This is a genomic window from Brumimicrobium mesophilum, assembly GCF_003025005.1.
Taxonomy (GTDB): Bacteria; Bacteroidota; Bacteroidia; order Flavobacteriales_D; family Crocinitomicaceae; genus Brumimicrobium; species Brumimicrobium mesophilum.
The window spans coordinates 80926-98486 of sequence record NZ_PVSS01000016.1; the positions used below are offsets into that span (position 1 = coordinate 80926).

Below are 17561 nucleotides of genomic sequence, written 5' to 3' on the forward strand. Positions count from 1 at the left end.
AATACAAATATTTGGCTTTTATTTCTTTATTGCAACATTATTTCTAACTTGTTAATAACTTTGCTGAAATAGATTAATTATTCAATGATTAACCAAATTGGTTTTCTGACTTTTTAGTTAATTGATGACACAATAAATATTGAAAAATCACTGAAAACAGCTCTTTTATTTAAACGTACTAATTCTTTTTATATGATTAAAAAACTTTCTCCATTATTACTAGTTTTCTTTTTATTTGCTTGCAAAGCTGAAAATTCTGCAGAACAACTGAGTGAAAGCTCCAATTCAGAATCCAATGATATTTGGATTGATAAAGAAAATATGGCTGACACTTCTGACTTAAAGGCTACCATTGAAAATGTAACAATTGTGAAGAGTGATCTTGAAAAACGAATGATTAAAGCCGGTTTGGTTGATATTCAATCTGTTGATTCTTCTTTGAAGGTTGATGTGAAATATGCAACTACGGACAATTTCATGGACAAGGTACTCTATGATGGATATGATAAAGTTTATCTTCAACCTATAGTGGCTGAAAGACTTTCAAAAGCTCAAAAAGCCTTGCAAAAAATTGATTCAACATTGACTTTGCTTGTGTTTGATGGAACAAGACCAAGATCTGTTCAGCAAGAAATGTGGGATGCTTTAGATTCTATTCCTTTTAATGATCGGGTGAAATTTGTGAGTAATCCTGTGAATGGAAGCATTCATAATTACGGCTGTGCTGTTGATTTGACTATTATTAATAAATACTCTGGTGGTTGGTTAGATATGGGCGCAGAATATGATGACTTACGAAAAATAGCATATCCAAGACACGAGGCAAAATTTTTAGCTTCTGGAGAATTGACACAATTGCAAGTAGACAATAGAAAATTGTTGAGAAAAGTAATGAGAGCTGGAGGTTTTTGGGTAATTGAAACCGAATGGTGGCATTTTAATGCTTTTTCTAGAACGAAAGCAAATGAAATGTTTGAGATTGTAGAATAATGTTCAGCAAGTAATGAATAGTGAGTATTTAGTAATGAGGTGCTCCAATTCTAATAGTAAAATTGGAGAAAATATTATTCATTTCAGTAAATTTATTTCGAAGCCTCACTTATTGCTCGAAACTCAATACTGTTTTTCTACTAAACATTAAACAACTCTCCGTCTTCTGGTATAAAAACCCGTTTAAAAATACTTTCAGCTTCTTCCTTATGTTTTTCCATTAATTTATAACGTGCAGAAAAATGGCCTAAAATTAACCTTTTAGAATTCGATTTTAGTGCTATTGTGGCCGCTTGTTTTGCAGTAGAATGAAAAGTTGAACTTGCGCGTTCGCTTTCTTTATCTATAAATGTTGCTTCGTGATATAATAAATCTACATCCAGTAAGGAGTCAACTATTGGAGGATGGTAAGCTGTGTCGGAACAAAAAGCATAAGATTTGGAAGGTTTTGGAGCGAAAGTTACGTCGTCGGATTTTACTATTTTCCCATCGTTGTCTTGAATGTCTTCTCCTGAAATTAATTTTTGAATATAGGATATACTCACTCCTGTTTTATCAAAGGCCTCCTTATCTAAACCTCGTTTTCCTGGTTTTTCATTAATGCGATAACCTTGTGTTTGAATGCGGTGGCTTAAAGGAAAAGTAAGGATTTCCAAACACTTATCTTCGAAAACCAAACCACTGGTTTCAGGTTGAACTTCTCTAAAATCAATAGGAAATCCGCTATATAAACCTGATAATTTGAATTGACTTAATAAGAATTCTTTAATGCCTACTGGTCCCACAATTGTGATAGATTCTTTTCTTCCCAATAGTTGCATTGTGCTAATTAAACCAGGCAAACCGAAAACATGGTCACCATGAAGATGAGAAATTAGAATAACTTGAATATTTTGAAATTTAATTTTGAATTTACGCATCTGAATCTGCGTTCCTTCTCCACAATCAATTAATATTGAACGCTGCTGACAACTAACGTATTGTGCTGTTGTACCCCTTTTTAAAGTCGGGACTGCTGCACCTGTTCCAAGAATTGTGACAGTAAAACTCATTAAATTATAAAATCTCTTTTTCTGCTTGATCTAGATTTTCTGTAATGCTAAGCACTCTATGGAGTTGTGCAATTTCGATCATTTTTTTTACGTTTGACTGTAGGCCCGTCAAAATAAATTTCCCATTGGAATTTTTACACAAGCGATTTGCAGATAATAGCGCGCTTAGTCCAGAAGAATCACAATAAGATGAATCTTTAAGGTCTATGATTATATTGCTAACATTTGCTTTATTAATTGTAAGAATTATGGATTTTAATTCAGAAGCATTTGATAAGTTGAGTTTGTCAACTGCTGAAGAAATAATACTGTAATCTGATTTATTTATAACTTTAAAGTTCATTCTAGATTCGTTTTATCAAAAGTAACAAAATTTATCAACGTTCAATCTTTGAAGCAAGTAAGTAAATTACAGCCATTCTGATTGCAACACCGTTTTCAACCTGATTTAAAATAATAGATTGCTTGCTATCGGCAACATCGCTTGTGATTTCGACTCCTCTATTAATAGGACCTGGATGCATCACAACTATTTCTTTTGAAAGGCTGTTCAATAATTTTTTATCTAAACCGTAGAGCATTGTATATTCTCTCAAGGATGGAAAGTATTGAATGTCTTGACGTTCTAATTGTATGCGTAGCATGTTTGCAACATCACACCATTCCAAGGCTTTTCGTAGGTTGTGCTCTACTTTTACTCCTAATTCATGAATGAATTTGGGAATTAGTGTTGTTGGGCCGCAGACCATAACTTCTGCACCTTGTTTTTGTAAGGCATAAATATTCGAAAGAGCAACACGAGAATGTAAAATATCACCAACAATAACGACTTTCTTTCCTTTAACTTCTCCAAGTTTTTCTCTGATAGAGTAGGAGTCTAGTAAAGCTTGTGTTGGATGTTCATGAGTTCCATCTCCCGCATTTATTACTTTAGCATTTACACGCTCTGCTAAGAATTTCGCTGCTCCTGGGTTCGGGTGACGCATTACCACCATATCCACTTTCATTGATAGAATATTGTTTACTGTGTCTACCAATGTTTCCCCTTTTGTAACCGAGCTGCTTGAGGCACTAAAATTCACAACGTCAGCACTCAATCTTTTTTCAGCTAATTCAAAAGAGAGTTTTGTTCTGGTTGAATTTTCAAAAAATACATTCGCTATTGTCGTGTCACGCAATGAAGGAACTTTCTTTATTGGTCGATTGATTACTTCCTTAAATCGGTCAGCAGTTTGAAAAATTATTTCAATATCTCTAGCTGTAAGATCTTCAATTCCAATTAGATGTTCAACACTTAAATTATCCATTATTCTCTTTGGTATATAATATCACTTTATCTTCTCCTTCTATTTCATTCCATTCAACAGAAACTCGTTCAGAAATTAGTGAATCAACAGTTTTTCCAATATAATCAGCTTGAATTGGTAGATGACGCTTAAATCTTCGATCTACAAAAGTGAGTAGTTCAACATTATTTGGCCTACCATATGCCAACATTGCATCTAATCCTGCACGAATTGTTCTTCCAGTGTATAAAACATCATCAATTAAAACGATTTTTTTATTTTCTAAAGAGAAGTCAATATTGGTGACACTAGGAATAAGTGGTGTCTCACGTCTTCTAAAATCATCACGGTGAAATGTAATGTCTAAACTCCCACATTGTATTTCTTTGTCTAGTATCTCTTCAATTAATTTCTTTAATCTATTGAGAACGCTAATACCTCTTGGTTGTAATCCAATTAATACTGTATTAGAAAAATCATCATGATTTTCAATGAGTTGTCGACAGAGCCTTTGAAGGGTGAAATTAAATTGCTTTGCGTTGAGAATTACTTGCGTTTCCATCGAGAGCAAAGATAAAATTAAACTATTAATAATTGAAGGATTTTTTAAATAAAACTAGACCATGAGCTGCAGGCGCGAGGTAGCTTATTTTGATAAAAAAATATTCAGTGAATTTATTGAGGACATAGTTTTAATTTTTGCTTGAACTTTTAAAATCTCTCCCTGATCGCATAAATTAGTATTTAGTTGAAAAAAAACTATTTACCTGTACCCTTGAAAACTATAACGACTGTATATAGCAATATCTTTAAATCTAAGGCTATTGACATGTTTTTTAGGTAAAGTAGGTCATATTTCATACGTTGTAACATTTCATCAACGTTTTCCGCATATCCAAATTTTACTTGTCCCCAAGAGGTTATACCTGGTTTAACTTTGGTGAGTTGTAAAAATTGTGGTTCAACTTCTGCAATTTTATCAATAAAAAATTGACGTTCAGGTCGTGGACCAACCAAGGACATTTCACCGACAATAACATTCCAGAATTGAGGGATTTCATCTAGTCGAACTTTTCTCATGAATTTTCCAATCTTGGTAATTCTGCTATCATTTGTAGATGAAAGTTGTGGTCCTGATTTTTCAGCATCAACAACCATCGTTCGGAATTTTATGATATTGAACGGAATTCCATTTTTTCCTATCCTTTCTTGAAGGAAAAATATAGGTCCTTTGGATGAACTTTTTACCATTACAGCCAATACAATATATACCGGGAGTAGGATCGTTATGGCTACAATTGATGCTGCGATATCTATTAATCTTTTGATCACAAATTGCCAAAAAGGCATGATCTCGTCATTCACTTCGATTAAAACAGCTCCAAAAATGTTTGTCATTTTCACACTTCCGCTCAACAAGTCATACATGTTGGCATTAATCTTGATTTTTATATCTCGGCCTTGAATTCTAGCAATTAAATTCTTTAACCTCTCTTGCTCTGAGGAATCTAAAGCAATGATTACCTCTTCAACATTGTGCTCATCAATAATTTTTTCAAGGTCGTCACTATGTCCTAAATGAGTTAAAAGATTAGAAATATCATTATCTATTCCATTGAGATTTATGAATCCAATAAATTGATTACCTATACCTTTAGGAAGTCCTTCTACTTCCTTATAGATATCTACTGCTTTAGAGCTTCCTCCAATTAATAAAGTTCTAAAACCATCCTTCTTTTGACGAATTTGTTTTACAATGAAATAAGTTACAATTATTCTTGGAGTAAGCGTGGCAACGGAATGAAATGTAAATAGTGCTATTAAAAGATTGTAGTAAAATGTATGACTTGGAATTTCATCATCTAAAATAAGAAAGAAAAATATCGATAAAGTCCCAAGAACAAAAGCAATCATGGAAATGGAAAGTACTCTCATAAAGTACATTCTTCTCATATTGTTATAGGTGCCTAGAAAAAAGTATAGACTTAACCAAAAAATGGGAATCATGATCATCCCTAAGAAAAATCGCTCAGAAGTTTCAAAAGGAACATTTTCGACATAAATCTTTCTATAAAAGAAGAAAATAGCCCAAGCAATTGAGGCTGTGATGAAGTCAATAGAAATGAAAAGTGATTTCCAACGTTTTTGAATCATACTAAAAAACTAAGGGTAAACAAGTTTAATATTGTCTATGTAAAAATAGGTTGAAGTTTCTCCTTCATCTAATACAATTTGAAACCCTGCTTCATTAATAGGTGTGGTTTGTCGGAAGGATATAATCTCTTTTAAATCAATATAAGCATGTTTCCAGAAGGCTTTATTAGGGTCTTGGGAAGTTAGGAGAATATAAGGGTCTGAATAGTAATTTCCATTTCCGTATGAAAGTACGCTTGTTAATAATGAATTACTATTCATATAGTCAAATTCTAAATAAACCTCAGTAGCTAGTTTAGGTAAAACAGTTTCAAATGTGGTGACAAATGAAATTGATGCAGCTGAATCTGTGAGCAGAACTTCACCATATTTATTACCCCATTGTAAAATAGAAGGATTGTCATTTCGACCTATTGTAGCTGTAGATTCAGTAGAAACTTCTAACTGCATACTTGGACTTTCAAAATCTTCGATTAAAAATTTTATGGAATTGTAATATTGTGTTGGAAGATTTAAGGAAACAGTGTCATTCTTTATCAAATTTATAGTTCCATTATATGGCTCCATAAAAGGGTATCTTTTTTTTGTTTCACTAATTCCGTTGTTTATTATACCTGGTAGAATCACAAATTCATGATCTCCATCACCAATAATTGGAATTTTAGCAGGTAATTCAAAAACACCCAAACTTTTTCCATCCATATTTACAAATACTTGGGATAAATCATGACTTAGTTCACCAGTGTTGTTTTGAGCATTTGGATTAGCGGTTAAAACCCATTTATCAATTTTTAACCAAGAAGCATCGGTCGCTTCTTTTTTACAAGAAAATAGTATAATTGATATAAAAATGAATATAAATGTTTGCTTCATTTAGAGTTGTTTTAAAAGGAAACGTTAAATTTTGACGTATATTATTTATTAAGGATAGAACCATTCATTTTTAACTTATCTAGAATTTGTTCTGCCACATGTAAAGCAAGCATCCCATCTTCTAAAGAAACGATTGGTGTCGTATCATTTTTAATACATTCTGCAAAAGTACGAAGTTCTTCCTTAATTGCATTACTTGCCTCAATTTCCGGTTTGTCAAAAATAATTTTCTTGGAAGGTTTCCCATTTCCCATTTCCATCACCATGTCATAAGGACCAGCTTCTCCATCTAATGTCTCCATTTGAACAACTTCCATTTCCTTTTCTAAGAAGTCGACACTAATGTATGCGTCTTTTTGAAAGAATCGAGATTTTCGCATATTCTTTAAAGAAATTCGTGATGCCGTTAAATTAGCAACACATCCATTGTCAAATTCTATTCTGGCATTCGCAATGTCAGGAGTGTCAGATACCACAGCAACTCCAGATGCTGAAATTTTTCGAACTGTGGAATTCACAACACTTAAAATAGCATCAATATCATGGATCATTAAATCCAGTATTACTGGAACATCCGTTCCACGTGGGTTAAATTGAGCTAAACGATGAGTTTCGATAAACATAGGTTGATCAAAATAGGGGATGGCTGCCCTAAAAGCTGGATTAAATCTTTCAACATGACCCACTTGAACTTTCACGTTTGCTTCTTCAGCCAAAGCCAATAATGCACGAGCTTCATAAGTTGTTTGTGTTACAGGTTTTTCAACGAAAACATGAGTTGAACGTTTTATTGCCAATGAAGCTGTCTCAAAATGAGTAGTTGTAGGTGTAACAATATCGACACAATCTACTGCATCAATTAATGATTCAGCTGAAGTGAAAGCTTTGCAGTCAAATTCTTCACTCACAACTTTGGCTTGTTCCGGATTATTATCGAAAATTCCAACCAATTCATAAACGTCCGAAAGTTCTTTTATTAAACGTAAGTGTATTTTTCCTAAATGACCAGTACCAATCAATCCAATTTTTATCATTAATCCATTTTTTTACAAATATAATGCATGCAAGCTAGGATTAATATTCTTTTAGAGGATGTTATTAACACGTTATTTACATTCATTGGAATTGTAAAAGTTGTCTATGTTAATATTTGTTATGCAATTATTTGATTTACAAATGGTTTGATGAGGTGTAAAAAAAAACTCAAAAAAAAATTAAATAAGTTGAATTGAATAACTTTAATTTCATTATATTTGCAACCGATTTGAACAACTGATCAGATTTTAAAAAAGAAATTCAGAATTTTATTTTTATTATCAAGATAAGTATAAAGTTTTAAATGGTGGTTGTAGCTCAGTTGGTTAGAGCATTGGTTTGTGGTACCAAGGGTCGTGGGTTCGAATCCCATCTTCCACCCAAAAAGCTAGTCTAGAAATAGACTAGCTTTTTTTGTTTATAACGTTTTTGCACATGTTTATATGAAATTCAACTATTCGCAAATAGAGTTTTAATGGATGATTTCAATTAACTTAATAATTTTATAAATTTTCTTGGATATTATTAAAGAATATTTGTAATATTGTAGCATCGCAACTCTGCGGGAATCTCAAAAGAACATATAACAACCTTTATAGTTATCTCTTATATTATTATTTCATACAATTAAATGAAAAAAGACGAATTAGCCGGGAAGAAACTCCCTGAATTACGCATTATTGCAAAGACAATAGGTATTAAGAAAGTTGAATCATTTCGTAAATCTGAACTAATTGATTTAATCGCAAATGATGGGCAAGACAATGAAGCCTCTTCGGAAGATAAATTAAGTAAAACCAAGGTTTCTGATGCATCTGAAAGTAAGGGTAAAGAAATTTCACCAGTTAAAAAAGCTGATGTAAAAGAAAAGAAACCGGTTATTGCTTCAGAGAAAAAACAGAATTCAAAAAAACAAAAGGTTGGTTCAACTCTGTTTGATGATTCTGAAAAATCAACTGAAGGAGGTAAGGAAACTATTTCAGAGAAATCTAAAGTAGAATCAAATCAAAAAGCACCTATTAAAAAGGATAGAAAAACTTCAAATGATGCTTCAAAAGAAGAGAAAAAAGAAGAAACACCTCAGAGAAAACCTTTAACGAGTAAAGAGATAAAGGAAATAAGAGAAAAAAGAGCGAGAGAAAATAAGGCCAAAGAGAATAAAAGCGCTGATAACAATAACCAAGGAGAGAATAAGGAGAAGAAAGGTTTTGTAAAAGCGAGTGGCGATTCAAAACAGAATAATCCACGAGGTCCGAAGCATGATAATGCAAAAGCAAATAACAATAATCCAAATAGTAACAACGCAAACAATAATAACCCAAATCACCCAAGTAATCGTAAGGTTGATCAACAAAAAATAAAAGAGAAGAAATACGACTTGTCTGGAATTGTTGCAGCAGAAGGTGTTTTGGAAGTTATGCAGGATGGATTTGGTTTCTTGCGTTCATCAGATTATAATTATTTATCATCTCCGGATGATATTTATGTAAGCCATAGTCAAATTAAATTGTTTGGTTTAAAAACTGGTGATACCGTTTATGGTACTATTCGCCCTCCAAAAGAAGGGGAAAAGTACTTTCCACTTGTAAAGGTTGATTCAATTAATGGGCGTGATCCTGCGTTTATTCGTGACCGTGTTCCATTTCAATATTTAACACCATTATTTCCTGATGAAAAATTCAAATTAACGGGGCATAGACAAGAATCTATGTCTACAAGAATTATGGATTTGTTCGCTCCAATTGGAAAAGGTCAACGTGGAATGATTGTAGCGCAACCAAAAACAGGGAAAACTGTTTTATTAAAAGATGTAGCTAACGCAATCGCGGCAAATCACCCAGAAACATATTTGATTATTTTATTGATCGATGAACGACCTGAAGAGGTTACGGATATGGCAAGAAGTGTAAATGCAGAAGTTATTGCTTCTACATTTGATGAGCCAGCAGATCAACACGTGAAAGTTGCGAACATGGTTTTGGAGAAAGCAAAACGAATGGTAGAATGTGGTCATGATGTTTGTATTTTATTAGATTCTATAACTCGTCTGGCAAGAGCATACAATACTGTTTCACCGGCTTCAGGAAAAGTACTTTCTGGAGGTGTCGATGCCAATGCATTGCAGAAACCAAAGCGTTTCTTCGGAGCTGCACGTAAAATTGAAAATGGAGGTTCGCTTTCTATCATTGCAACTGCTTTAACTGATACTGGTTCCAAAATGGATGAGGTAATTTTTGAAGAGTTTAAAGGGACTGGAAACATGGAACTCCAACTGGATAGAAAAATTGCAAATAGAAGAATTTATCCTGCCATTGACATTCTTACTTCTGGAACAAGAAGAGAAGATTTATTAATGGATAAAGAAACACTTCAGCGTGTTTGGTTATTACGTAAAGTAATTGCAGATATGAATCCAATAGAAGCAATGGAATTCATGAAAAATAACATGAAAGACACCAAAAGCAACGAAGAGTTTTTAGTTTCAATGCACAATACCTAGAATATGAGACCAGCATTAAAGATGGCACTTCTGTTTTCAGGAGCGTGGATCCTATTAAAATTTGTTTTTCAAGCAATAGATATTTTCCAAGAGGATGTTGTAAAACCGGGTTTAATCAATAACTTGTTTCTATTATTGGCAATAAGTTTAGGTTTGTATTTCGAAAAGAAGAAAGAAGGTTTTGGAACCGGTACTCCTTTGTCGGATATAAAAAATGGATTAACGGCCGGAGCTCCATACGTATTGATTGTTTCAGTATTCATGTTCTTTTATTATGACACCATCAATCCTTCATTCATAGAAAATCGAGTATCTGAAAGAATGGATGTCATTTATGAAGAATCTCAGGATGAGGCATACATGGATACATTGAAGCTTCATACTCCTGAATTTCGTGTAATGACAAACGACGAAATTCTTAGAGATATTAAAACGGACACTGAAAGCGCTTTATCTGCTAAAACACTATTCGTATTTTCTTTACTTGGCTTAATGGTTATGGCATTAACTTATGCGATATTCCTTACAGTTATTTACAGAAAAATTCTATTTAGAGATTTTTATCCAAAGGTTTAGGAATTCGAAAATTAAAAGGAATTTTTAGAGGTTTGACTTAGTCAAGCCTCTTTTTATTTGGATCAACTACAACAGCGAAAGTCCAAAAGATTCTTATGAGTATTTTAGTTGATATCAATAAATTTAGGGTTCTTATTCCAATAAAATAGACATTCTTAAAATTAATCAGTTATTTGAAAAAGTTGAGAATATCGATTGAAAATACGACAAAAGACGAAAATTGTATAGCATAAGTCGGAGACCACTATAAATAGGAAGACTATAATTAACAGTTGAAGGTGTCAGTCTAATTCATTTTAATCAACAATAAAATGTAATATCAATTCATCACTACAATTGCCAAGTTCAAAGCTGTTGCAAATGAAACCCATACAAGATATGGAATTAATAAAAAAGCCGAAAGTCTGTCTAATCTATAAAAGTGTCTGATTAGAATAATTATTAATCCCAGAAGAATAAGAATTACTACCAATGCCAGTCCAATCATGTGTAAATTAAAAAAGATGGGAGTCCACGCTAAATTGAAGAGAAAATGAATGATGAAAATTACAATTCCTCTCTTGGCAAATTTAATTATTGTTGGGTAACGTCCAATTGATGCTATTTGCCAAATTATGGCTAATGAACCGCCCATTAAAATGTAAAGAATAGTCCAAGCTGGACCAAATATCCAGTTGGGAGGAGTAAAGAAAGGTTTATTCAATGTAGCATACCAATCTTGAAAATTCGCCATTGAGGATAATCCACTTAAGGCTCCCAAGCCTAAACATGCCAGCGAGCAAGCAAGGATTTTCCACCAAAGTCCATTTTTAAAAGTAGAGGTATTGTGCGGTCCTGAATGTATTTGCATGAGCTTCAATTATATATTTTATTTCTTTTGAATATCCTCCACCCATGCTTGCCACTATAGGTAAATTTAATTCCTTTGCTAACTTAAAAACAATTTCGTCTCTTTGCTTACATCCTTTGATACTTACTCCGAGTCGACCTAATTTATCAGTATCTATTATATCGATTCCTGATTGAAAAAACAAAAAATCTGGAGTGAAAATATTGAGAATTTTATCCAAAGATTGTTCTAGTAGGTAAATATAATCATTATCTTTTATTCCATCCTTTAAAGGAACATCCAAGTCTGAATTTTCCTTTTTTAGAGGATAGTTGTTTTCTCCATGCATACTGAAAGTAAAAACTTCAGGAGTATTTTGAAAAATTTGGGCTGTTCCATTTCCTTGATGAACATCCAAATCTATAATTAATATTTTATTTGCTTTTTTAGTATTCAACAGCCATTTAGCAGCAATCGCTTGGTCGTTTAATAAACAAAATCCTTCACCTCTGTCTGTAAAAGAATGGTGAGTTCCACCAGCGATATTCATAGATACACCATGTTTCAGAGCATACTCTGCACATTCTCTGGTACCTTCCATGATGATTTGCTCGCGAACAATTAAATCATCATTGTGAATAAATCCTGTTTTTCTTTGGGCTTTTCGATCTAATTTTAAATTCAATAAATCATTGTAGTATGTTTCATCATGAACTGAAAGAGCATGTTCTTGACTAATCATTCCAGGACTAAAAAATGCATTTTCTTCAATTGTGCCTTCTAACAGTAGTTGTTGAGGCAATAACTCATACTTTTCCATCGGAAAACGATGTCCTAAAGGTAAAGAATGGGCATAGAATTTATTAAAAGCAATTTTTAACATGATATTACATTGGGGCGACCATTCTCATTAATTCTGCAGCCATAAAAGCTCCAAAAGTTCCTATGAAATATCCAACAACCGCCATTAATACACCAACTGTAGTTAAAGCCGGATGAAAAGCATTTGCAACAATAGGAGCAGAGGCTGCACCACCCACATTGGCTTGACTTCCTACGGCAAGGAAAAAGAATGGAGCTTTAATAATTTTTGCCACAACAATTAATAGAATGGCATGAAATGCCATCCATACCAATCCAACGAAAATCAATAATGGTTTATCAAAAATCATTGAAATATCTACCTTCATCCCGATTGTGGCTACTAAAATATATAAGAATACAGAACCAAATTTTGATGCTCCAGCGCCTTCATAATTCTTTGCTCTGGTAAAACTTAATATTAATCCGTAAATAGTTGAAATAACAACCATCCAGAAGAATTGGCTAGAGAAAGTACTCCCTTTTCCAGAAGTTTCTAAAAAGAAATCTGATAATATAATTCCTAAGAAGTGGGCTAAAGCAACTCCTCCGAATACCAAACCTGTGATGACCATATAATCAGTAAGTGTTGTTTTTCTTTGAACCGAATCTTGGAAATTTTCCACCTTAACTACTAAGTCATCAATTGCGCTGCTGTCTGCCTTTAACCATTTATCAATTTTAGCTTTTTTACCTATTCCAAATAGAATTACAGCCATCCAAATGTTGGCCACAACTATATCTACGAGAATCATTCCGCCAAATAAAGTTTCTTTGTATTTATAGGTTTCAAGCATTGCAGTTTGATTAGCACCACCACCAATCCAACTACCTGCGATTGTAGCTAAGCCTTTCCACGTTGCTTCATTTCCAACTCCACCAACTGTTTCTGGTGATATCATTGAGAAAATCCAAACTGAAAATACACCTCCCAAAATAATTCCAATTGTTCCGGTGAAGAACATGATTAAACTTTTAGAACCTAGTCCCAATAAACTCTTAATATCAGCTGATAGAATGAGTAAAATCAAAGAACCTGGTAATAAATAGCGGCTTGCCATGTAATATAGGTTTGTTGATTCAGGGTCAATTATATTAAATGAAGTTAACGCTGCTGGCACCATATAACACATGAATAGTGCAGGTATAATCGTATAAAAGTTCTTCCATCCTTTACTTTTTAAACTTGATGTAAAGAAAATTAAAGCCAAGACCACAGCTAAGATTCCTAAAACAATGCGGTCATCTGTAATCATTGCATTTTTAGGTGGTTTTGCTAAAAAACTAACTTTTGTGTCTGCTTTATGACCATGAAAACTAAGTTCCTTTCCGTTTTTAAATGCTTTCAACCTTACATGAATCATTTCATCATGTCCTGGATTTTTGAAAAATATATTACCAATTGCATCAACGCGTGTAGAATCGTCATTAAAGAAAACCTTTATGTCGTCTGCACTTTCTAAAATCCTTCTGTCGTCATCGTTAAAGGAGAAAACACCATAAAATGATTCGCTGAATACTTTGATTTCTTTACCAAATCGGTAGGATTCCATCTTATCGAGAACTTCTTGTGGAATTTCTTCTGTGGAGATAAGTAAACTATCTTTTCCACTAACTAATACTTGTTCTTGGGCGTTTGAAAATGATAAAGAATAAATGAATCCTAAAAGTAAAAAGAGAAATTTTTTCATGAAATGTTTCTTGTTATAATTGAGGTCACAAAATAATTAACAAATCTGAAATATGTGCTTATAAAACAAGGTTTATTTGTTTTTGATCGTTATTAAGCCGTTTTGTAGAAATCAAAAAATGATATTCATATTATAACTATAGATCTCACTAATCTGTCAATTCATAAAACTCAACCTTTGTAGCTCCTAATTTTATCAATTTGGCATATAGTAAATTCATTTCTTCTCGTTTTTCATCAATATCTAGGGCATAAAAATCTATTTCTATGCCATCAACCTTAGTCTTCATTTTTCTGTTAATAGGAGTTGTCAGAATGGTTTCCATAATATCTGAATTTAAATCTGAAGAAGAAATTTCTATCTTTAGCTGTATCACTTCTTTTTCAGCAAGACGTATTGCTTCAGTTTTATTTGGTGTATTTTCATTTACTACAGGATATGCAGAATAATAAAGTTTTAAATTTGTAAATTCATTACTGAATGACGTTTCTATGCTGCTGTTTTCAAATATGAAACTTTCAATGTTTTGGGATTTTGAATTGAAGTAGAATAGTTCACCACGTTCATTATATCTTTTTAATTCCTGGATGGGGAATTCTGTATATTGTTTTTTTGAAATTAACATACTGCTTGAGTTTCCATTGTTAATAAATGGTTCTATGCGTTCTTTTTCCGTGTAAAATTTAACAGGAATGTTCTTTATATTGTCCTTGTTATTTTTCTCTAATACTGATTCACCTTTTGTCTTAAGAATATTGTTGGCTTCAGAAATTGAAATTCGTTTCCCTTTATAATAAGCAACAATAAAAGCGTCTTTTATTCCACGCGAAATCGCTTCAGATCTTTGAGGTTTAGCTTCTTCTACCGAGTTGAAAATACCTGAGGAGTAACGGATTTGACCATTCTCTAGTCTTTTGGTTATTAATGGAGTTAAGCTTTTTACTTGTGAAGATGGAACAGGTCTGTTATAAACACCAACTTGAACTGTGTAAAATAGACCCAATCTTTGCTCAACAATTTCTGCCTTTGCAGAACCTAGGGTTTCATTGTACGAACTCTCATCAATTTCATTTGCTCTACTTAAGCCCGATTCAACAGCATTAGAAACCAATTCTTCATTCATGTCCTCAGTTTTGGGAGGAGAACATGCGCCTGAGTTCAGGAGTTGAATAGCGCGGTACACTGGAATGCGTTCTCCATCGCAATAAGCAACTACAAATGCATCCGAATATCCAAATGTTCTAATTTTGTTTCTGGCTTCATTAGCATTGTCTCTATTGTTGAAAATACCGACAACATATCTTATCCAGCCAGAACCAACATCTTCTCCTGTTACAGGGGTGAACTCTTTAAATGTGGAATTCGGAACTGGTTTTTTAAATGCTCCGATTTGTACCCTAAATACCAATCCTTGAATTTGATCTTCTGTATTCTCAATAATAGGAATAGGTCTTTCATCGCTGTAGGTTACCTGATTTTCCTGCAGAACTACAAATCCTGTTTCAATCAATTGCTTGTTTATTTTGTTCTTTTCTCCTTCTTTGATAGGCGAAACATCCCGAGCAATTAAATTTTCTGTTTTACTTCTTAATATCTTATCTGTAGGAAGTGCCTTTTCTAAATCCAATTGATGCTTTTGAACATCTGCTCTTAAGGATTTAATTTCGTTTTTAGTAGTGTTGATGCTAAGTATATAGTTGTCAATTAATTGCTTATCTTCTTCTGAAATTGTTTTGGCTAATTTGATTTTATCATTCAACTTTTTCATTTCATTAAGTAGATCCTCTAATTGTTGTTCTTTAATTCGTAATTCATATTGAGATTGTTGCAGTTTATTAATGAATTTAAGTTGATTATTGTATTCTGGAGATTCTGCAATTTCAACTTCTTCCTTATAGGTGATCGCATTATTGATTGCCGTGTTGGAAACTCCTTTGTTTTCATCTGCCAATTTTTGAGATTTAAATTGATCCAGTAGAAGGTTGTTTTCTACATATTGCGACTGTATCTTGGTTTTAATATTCTCAATTTGCACGATGCTAGAATCAATTTCCTGCTGTTGTAATTGGTTAGATGTTATTTTTAAAGCTGCATAATCATTCTGCTGCTCCTCTAATTCAAGCAATTTTAAATTAAATTGGATTTGTTCTTTCTTTATTTGCTCTTCTGTATAAGTAATTGTTTGAGGATCAATATTGTTTAATTTCTTTTCAGATGCAACACTTTGGATATAGTCAGTAATTTTCTTTTGTTGTTTTGCATCATCGATACTTTTCCGAGCAACTTCTTGAGCTTGTAATGCTTCATTTAGTAATTCGTATTTTTCTTTAGCATCAGCACTTGATTTCGACTTGAAAATCAATTGGTCTATTTTGGATTGATTGAATGCTAAAGCATTGAGATCATCTTGATTTTCGATTTCAGTGTTCTTGATTTGATTTTGCAATTCATCTCTCTCTAAAATTATCTTATTTTGAAGATCTAAGGATACTCCGGTATAAATTTCGCCTTCAATTTTTGAAAGCTGTTTCTTTAATTTAGTTTTTTCATTTGGAACTTCAGTGTTTTTTAACTCAGTTTCAATTGCATTCTTTTCATTTAACAAAGTACTTAGTTTTTCCTTGCTAGAAGGTGTTAGGATTTCTTCTACTTTGTTTGAAATTAAATTACCTGAATCATCCTGCTGTGTATTAGAATTTATGGATACATTGTTTTCAAACTCATCCACTTTATTTTCTACTTTGTTTTCTAGATTCGTTGTTTTCTCTTCAGTTGAAAGATTGTTTTCATTCTTCGATTCAGTATTGTTATTGGCAGTTAGAAAATTATTCTCTAATTCTTCTATTTGTAGGTTATTAGTGTTTAATTTGCTTTCATAGTTCTCTTTAATTTCAGCTAGTTGTTCTAGATTGAAGTGTATAGTTTCAAGTTCATTTTTATTTGCAGCTGATTTTAAATCTGAAAATTCCTTCTTTTGAAGTTCTAATTTCTTTAATAAATTATCAATTTCAACTTGTTCTTTTTTAAGAGCTTCTATTGAAGTCCATGAACTTTCATTATTAGATTCTAAAACTTTTTCTTTATTTGATTCTATTAATTTTTGTTGTTCCTGAAAGGTCTGATTCAATAATTTATATCTTGATTCAGAATCTCCACTTTTATTGATCTTCAATATAGAATAATCAGTTTTAGCTAAACTTTGCTTAGACTTTAAAATCTGAATATTATTCGAATCATCAATTGAATTTGCTTGGCTTTCAATGAGAGAATAATTGTCTAAAACAGCTTTTTGTAGTTCGATATTAATCTCTTGCTGGATTTTGTCTTCAATTTTAGCTAATTTATTTATTGTTTTTATATCATTCTTCAATGAAGGGTTATTCTGTATTTCAGCGATCAGTTGCGCTTTTTCTAAATTAAGCTCATTAAACTTTTCTTCTCCTTTTTCTGAAAACAAGGTCCTTACATTGTTTGGAATTTGTGTTGAGGAATTAAGTACTTCATTATTTCCACTTTCCAGATTTGATTCAGCTAATTCTTCTTCATTGATTTCATTTGAAATTTGGTTTTCCTCTGCAATTACAGCTTCCAATTCATCGATTTCATTTTGGATTTCACTTTCCAATTGCTCCAAAGCCTTATTCTGCGCAACTAGATTTTCGTTATTGGTGTGATCAAGCAAAAGTGTTTCATTTTCTTCTTCCAGCTTTCTAA

Annotated in this window: 13 protein-coding genes, 1 tRNA gene and 1 pseudogene; 4 read left to right on the forward strand and 11 right to left on the reverse strand. The window is 32.6% G+C overall.

The genetic code is table 11. The features are described from left to right. Window positions 1–192 precede the first annotated feature (192 nt). A complete protein-coding gene (locus C6368_RS15265; protein WP_199851658.1) occupies window positions 193–990 on the forward strand; it encodes a M15 family metallopeptidase in 798 nt (265 codons plus the stop codon). A 140-nt stretch (window positions 991–1130) separates the two neighbouring features. On the opposite strand, the gene C6368_RS15270 is transcribed toward C6368_RS15265, so the two are convergent. The 7 genes from C6368_RS15270 to C6368_RS15300 form a co-directional block, all read right to left on the reverse strand. Then, the gene (locus tag C6368_RS15270) at window positions 1131–2042 is read right to left on the reverse strand and encodes a ribonuclease Z (protein ID WP_107040093.1); all 912 of its coding nucleotides are present in this window, start codon (window positions 2040–2042) and stop codon (window positions 1131–1133) included. A 4-nt stretch (window positions 2043–2046) separates the two neighbouring features. After that, window positions 2047–2385 (reverse strand): STAS domain-containing protein, encoded by a 339-nt coding sequence (locus tag C6368_RS15275; protein ID WP_107040094.1) that lies wholly within the window; start codon window positions 2383–2385, stop codon window positions 2047–2049. A gap of 34 nt (window positions 2386–2419) precedes the next feature. Continuing rightward, window positions 2420–3349, reverse strand: coding sequence for an aspartate carbamoyltransferase catalytic subunit (locus tag C6368_RS15280; RefSeq protein WP_107040095.1), 930 nt, complete (start codon window positions 3347–3349; stop codon window positions 2420–2422). Further along, the gene (gene pyrR, locus C6368_RS15285; RefSeq protein WP_107040096.1) at window positions 3342–3890 is read right to left on the reverse strand and encodes a bifunctional pyr operon transcriptional regulator/uracil phosphoribosyltransferase PyrR; all 549 of its coding nucleotides are present in this window, start codon (window positions 3888–3890) and stop codon (window positions 3342–3344) included. The genes C6368_RS15280 and pyrR overlap by 8 nt, the downstream gene beginning before the upstream one ends. Window positions 3891–4087: 197 nt before the next feature. Then, complete coding sequence (locus C6368_RS15290) at window positions 4088–5482, reverse strand: sugar transferase (protein WP_234369152.1); 1395 nt, start codon at window positions 5480–5482, stop codon at window positions 4088–4090. A gap of 9 nt (window positions 5483–5491) precedes the next feature. Further along, window positions 5492–6355: a hypothetical protein gene (locus C6368_RS15295; RefSeq protein WP_107040097.1), complete on the reverse strand. Its 864-nt coding sequence runs from the start codon at window positions 6353–6355 to the stop codon at window positions 5492–5494. Between the two features lie 41 nt (window positions 6356–6396). Continuing rightward, on the reverse strand, window positions 6397–7389 hold the full coding sequence (locus C6368_RS15300) for a Gfo/Idh/MocA family protein (RefSeq protein WP_107040098.1): 993 nt from the start codon (window positions 7387–7389) through the stop codon (window positions 6397–6399). Window positions 7390–7696: 307 nt separating this feature from the next. On the opposite strand from C6368_RS15300, the gene C6368_RS15305 reads away from it, so the two are divergent. The 3 genes from C6368_RS15305 to C6368_RS15315 all read left to right on the forward strand — a co-directional run bounded on the left by C6368_RS15305 (window position 7697) and on the right by C6368_RS15315 (window position 10466). Then, window positions 7697–7772: transfer RNA gene (locus tag C6368_RS15305), tRNA-His, on the forward strand. A gap of 249 nt (window positions 7773–8021) precedes the next feature. Further along, window positions 8022–9890, forward strand: coding sequence for a transcription termination factor Rho (gene rho, locus C6368_RS15310; protein ID WP_107040099.1), 1869 nt, complete (start codon window positions 8022–8024; stop codon window positions 9888–9890). Window positions 9891–9893: 3 nt separating this feature from the next. Then, entirely contained in the window at window positions 9894–10466 is a 573-nt protein-coding gene (locus C6368_RS15315) for a hypothetical protein (RefSeq protein ID WP_107040100.1), read from the forward strand. 319 nt (window positions 10467–10785) lie between these two features. On the opposite strand, the gene C6368_RS15320 is transcribed toward C6368_RS15315, so the two are convergent. The 4 genes and pseudogenes from C6368_RS15320 to C6368_RS15335 form a co-directional block, all read right to left on the reverse strand. Next, window positions 10786–11316 carry a TspO/MBR family protein gene (locus C6368_RS15320; RefSeq protein WP_107040101.1) on the reverse strand — a complete coding sequence of 177 codons (531 nt, stop codon included), beginning with the start codon at window positions 11314–11316 and terminating at the stop codon, window positions 10786–10788. Continuing rightward, window positions 11276–12178 carry a histone deacetylase family protein gene (locus tag C6368_RS15325; RefSeq protein ID WP_107040102.1) on the reverse strand — a complete coding sequence of 301 codons (903 nt, stop codon included), beginning with the start codon at window positions 12176–12178 and terminating at the stop codon, window positions 11276–11278. Before C6368_RS15325 ends, C6368_RS15320 begins: the two co-directional genes overlap by 41 nt. 4 nt (window positions 12179–12182) lie before the next feature. Then, window positions 12183–13847, reverse strand: a complete 1665-nt coding sequence (locus C6368_RS15330; RefSeq protein ID WP_317045985.1) for a DUF819 family protein — start codon at window positions 13845–13847, stop codon at window positions 12183–12185. Between the two features lie 148 nt (window positions 13848–13995). Beyond that, a pseudogene (locus C6368_RS15335) lies at window positions 13996–17561 on the reverse strand (hypothetical protein); the annotation flags it as partial.

What these genes read in the sequence shown, in the direction of transcription:
- rho (WP_107040099.1), top strand. Translation starts at nt 8,022, where the DNA reads ATGAAAAAAGACGAATTAGCCGGGAAGAAACTCCCTGAATTACGCATT.
- C6368_RS15295 (WP_107040097.1), bottom strand. Translation starts at nt 6,355, where the DNA reads ATGAAGCAAACATTTATATTCATTTTTATATCAATTATACTATTTTCT.
- C6368_RS15300 (WP_107040098.1), bottom strand. Translation starts at nt 7,389, where the DNA reads ATGATAAAAATTGGATTGATTGGTACTGGTCATTTAGGAAAAATACAC.
- C6368_RS15315 (WP_107040100.1), top strand. Translation starts at nt 9,894, where the DNA reads ATGAGACCAGCATTAAAGATGGCACTTCTGTTTTCAGGAGCGTGGATC.
- C6368_RS15320 (WP_107040101.1), bottom strand. Translation starts at nt 11,316, where the DNA reads ATGCAAATACATTCAGGACCGCACAATACCTCTACTTTTAAAAATGGA.
- C6368_RS15330 (WP_317045985.1), bottom strand. Translation starts at nt 13,847, where the DNA reads ATGAAAAAATTTCTCTTTTTACTTTTAGGATTCATTTATTCTTTATCA.
- C6368_RS15265 (WP_199851658.1), top strand. Translation starts at nt 193, where the DNA reads ATGATTAAAAAACTTTCTCCATTATTACTAGTTTTCTTTTTATTTGCT.
- C6368_RS15280 (WP_107040095.1), bottom strand. Translation starts at nt 3,349, where the DNA reads ATGGATAATTTAAGTGTTGAACATCTAATTGGAATTGAAGATCTTACA.
- C6368_RS15270 (WP_107040093.1), bottom strand. Translation starts at nt 2,042, where the DNA reads ATGAGTTTTACTGTCACAATTCTTGGAACAGGTGCAGCAGTCCCGACT.
- C6368_RS15290 (WP_234369152.1), bottom strand. Translation starts at nt 5,482, where the DNA reads ATGATTCAAAAACGTTGGAAATCACTTTTCATTTCTATTGACTTCATC.
- pyrR (WP_107040096.1), bottom strand. Translation starts at nt 3,890, where the DNA reads ATGGAAACGCAAGTAATTCTCAACGCAAAGCAATTTAATTTCACCCTT.
- C6368_RS15275 (WP_107040094.1), bottom strand. Translation starts at nt 2,385, where the DNA reads ATGAACTTTAAAGTTATAAATAAATCAGATTACAGTATTATTTCTTCA.
- C6368_RS15325 (WP_107040102.1), bottom strand. Translation starts at nt 12,178, where the DNA reads ATGTTAAAAATTGCTTTTAATAAATTCTATGCCCATTCTTTACCTTTA.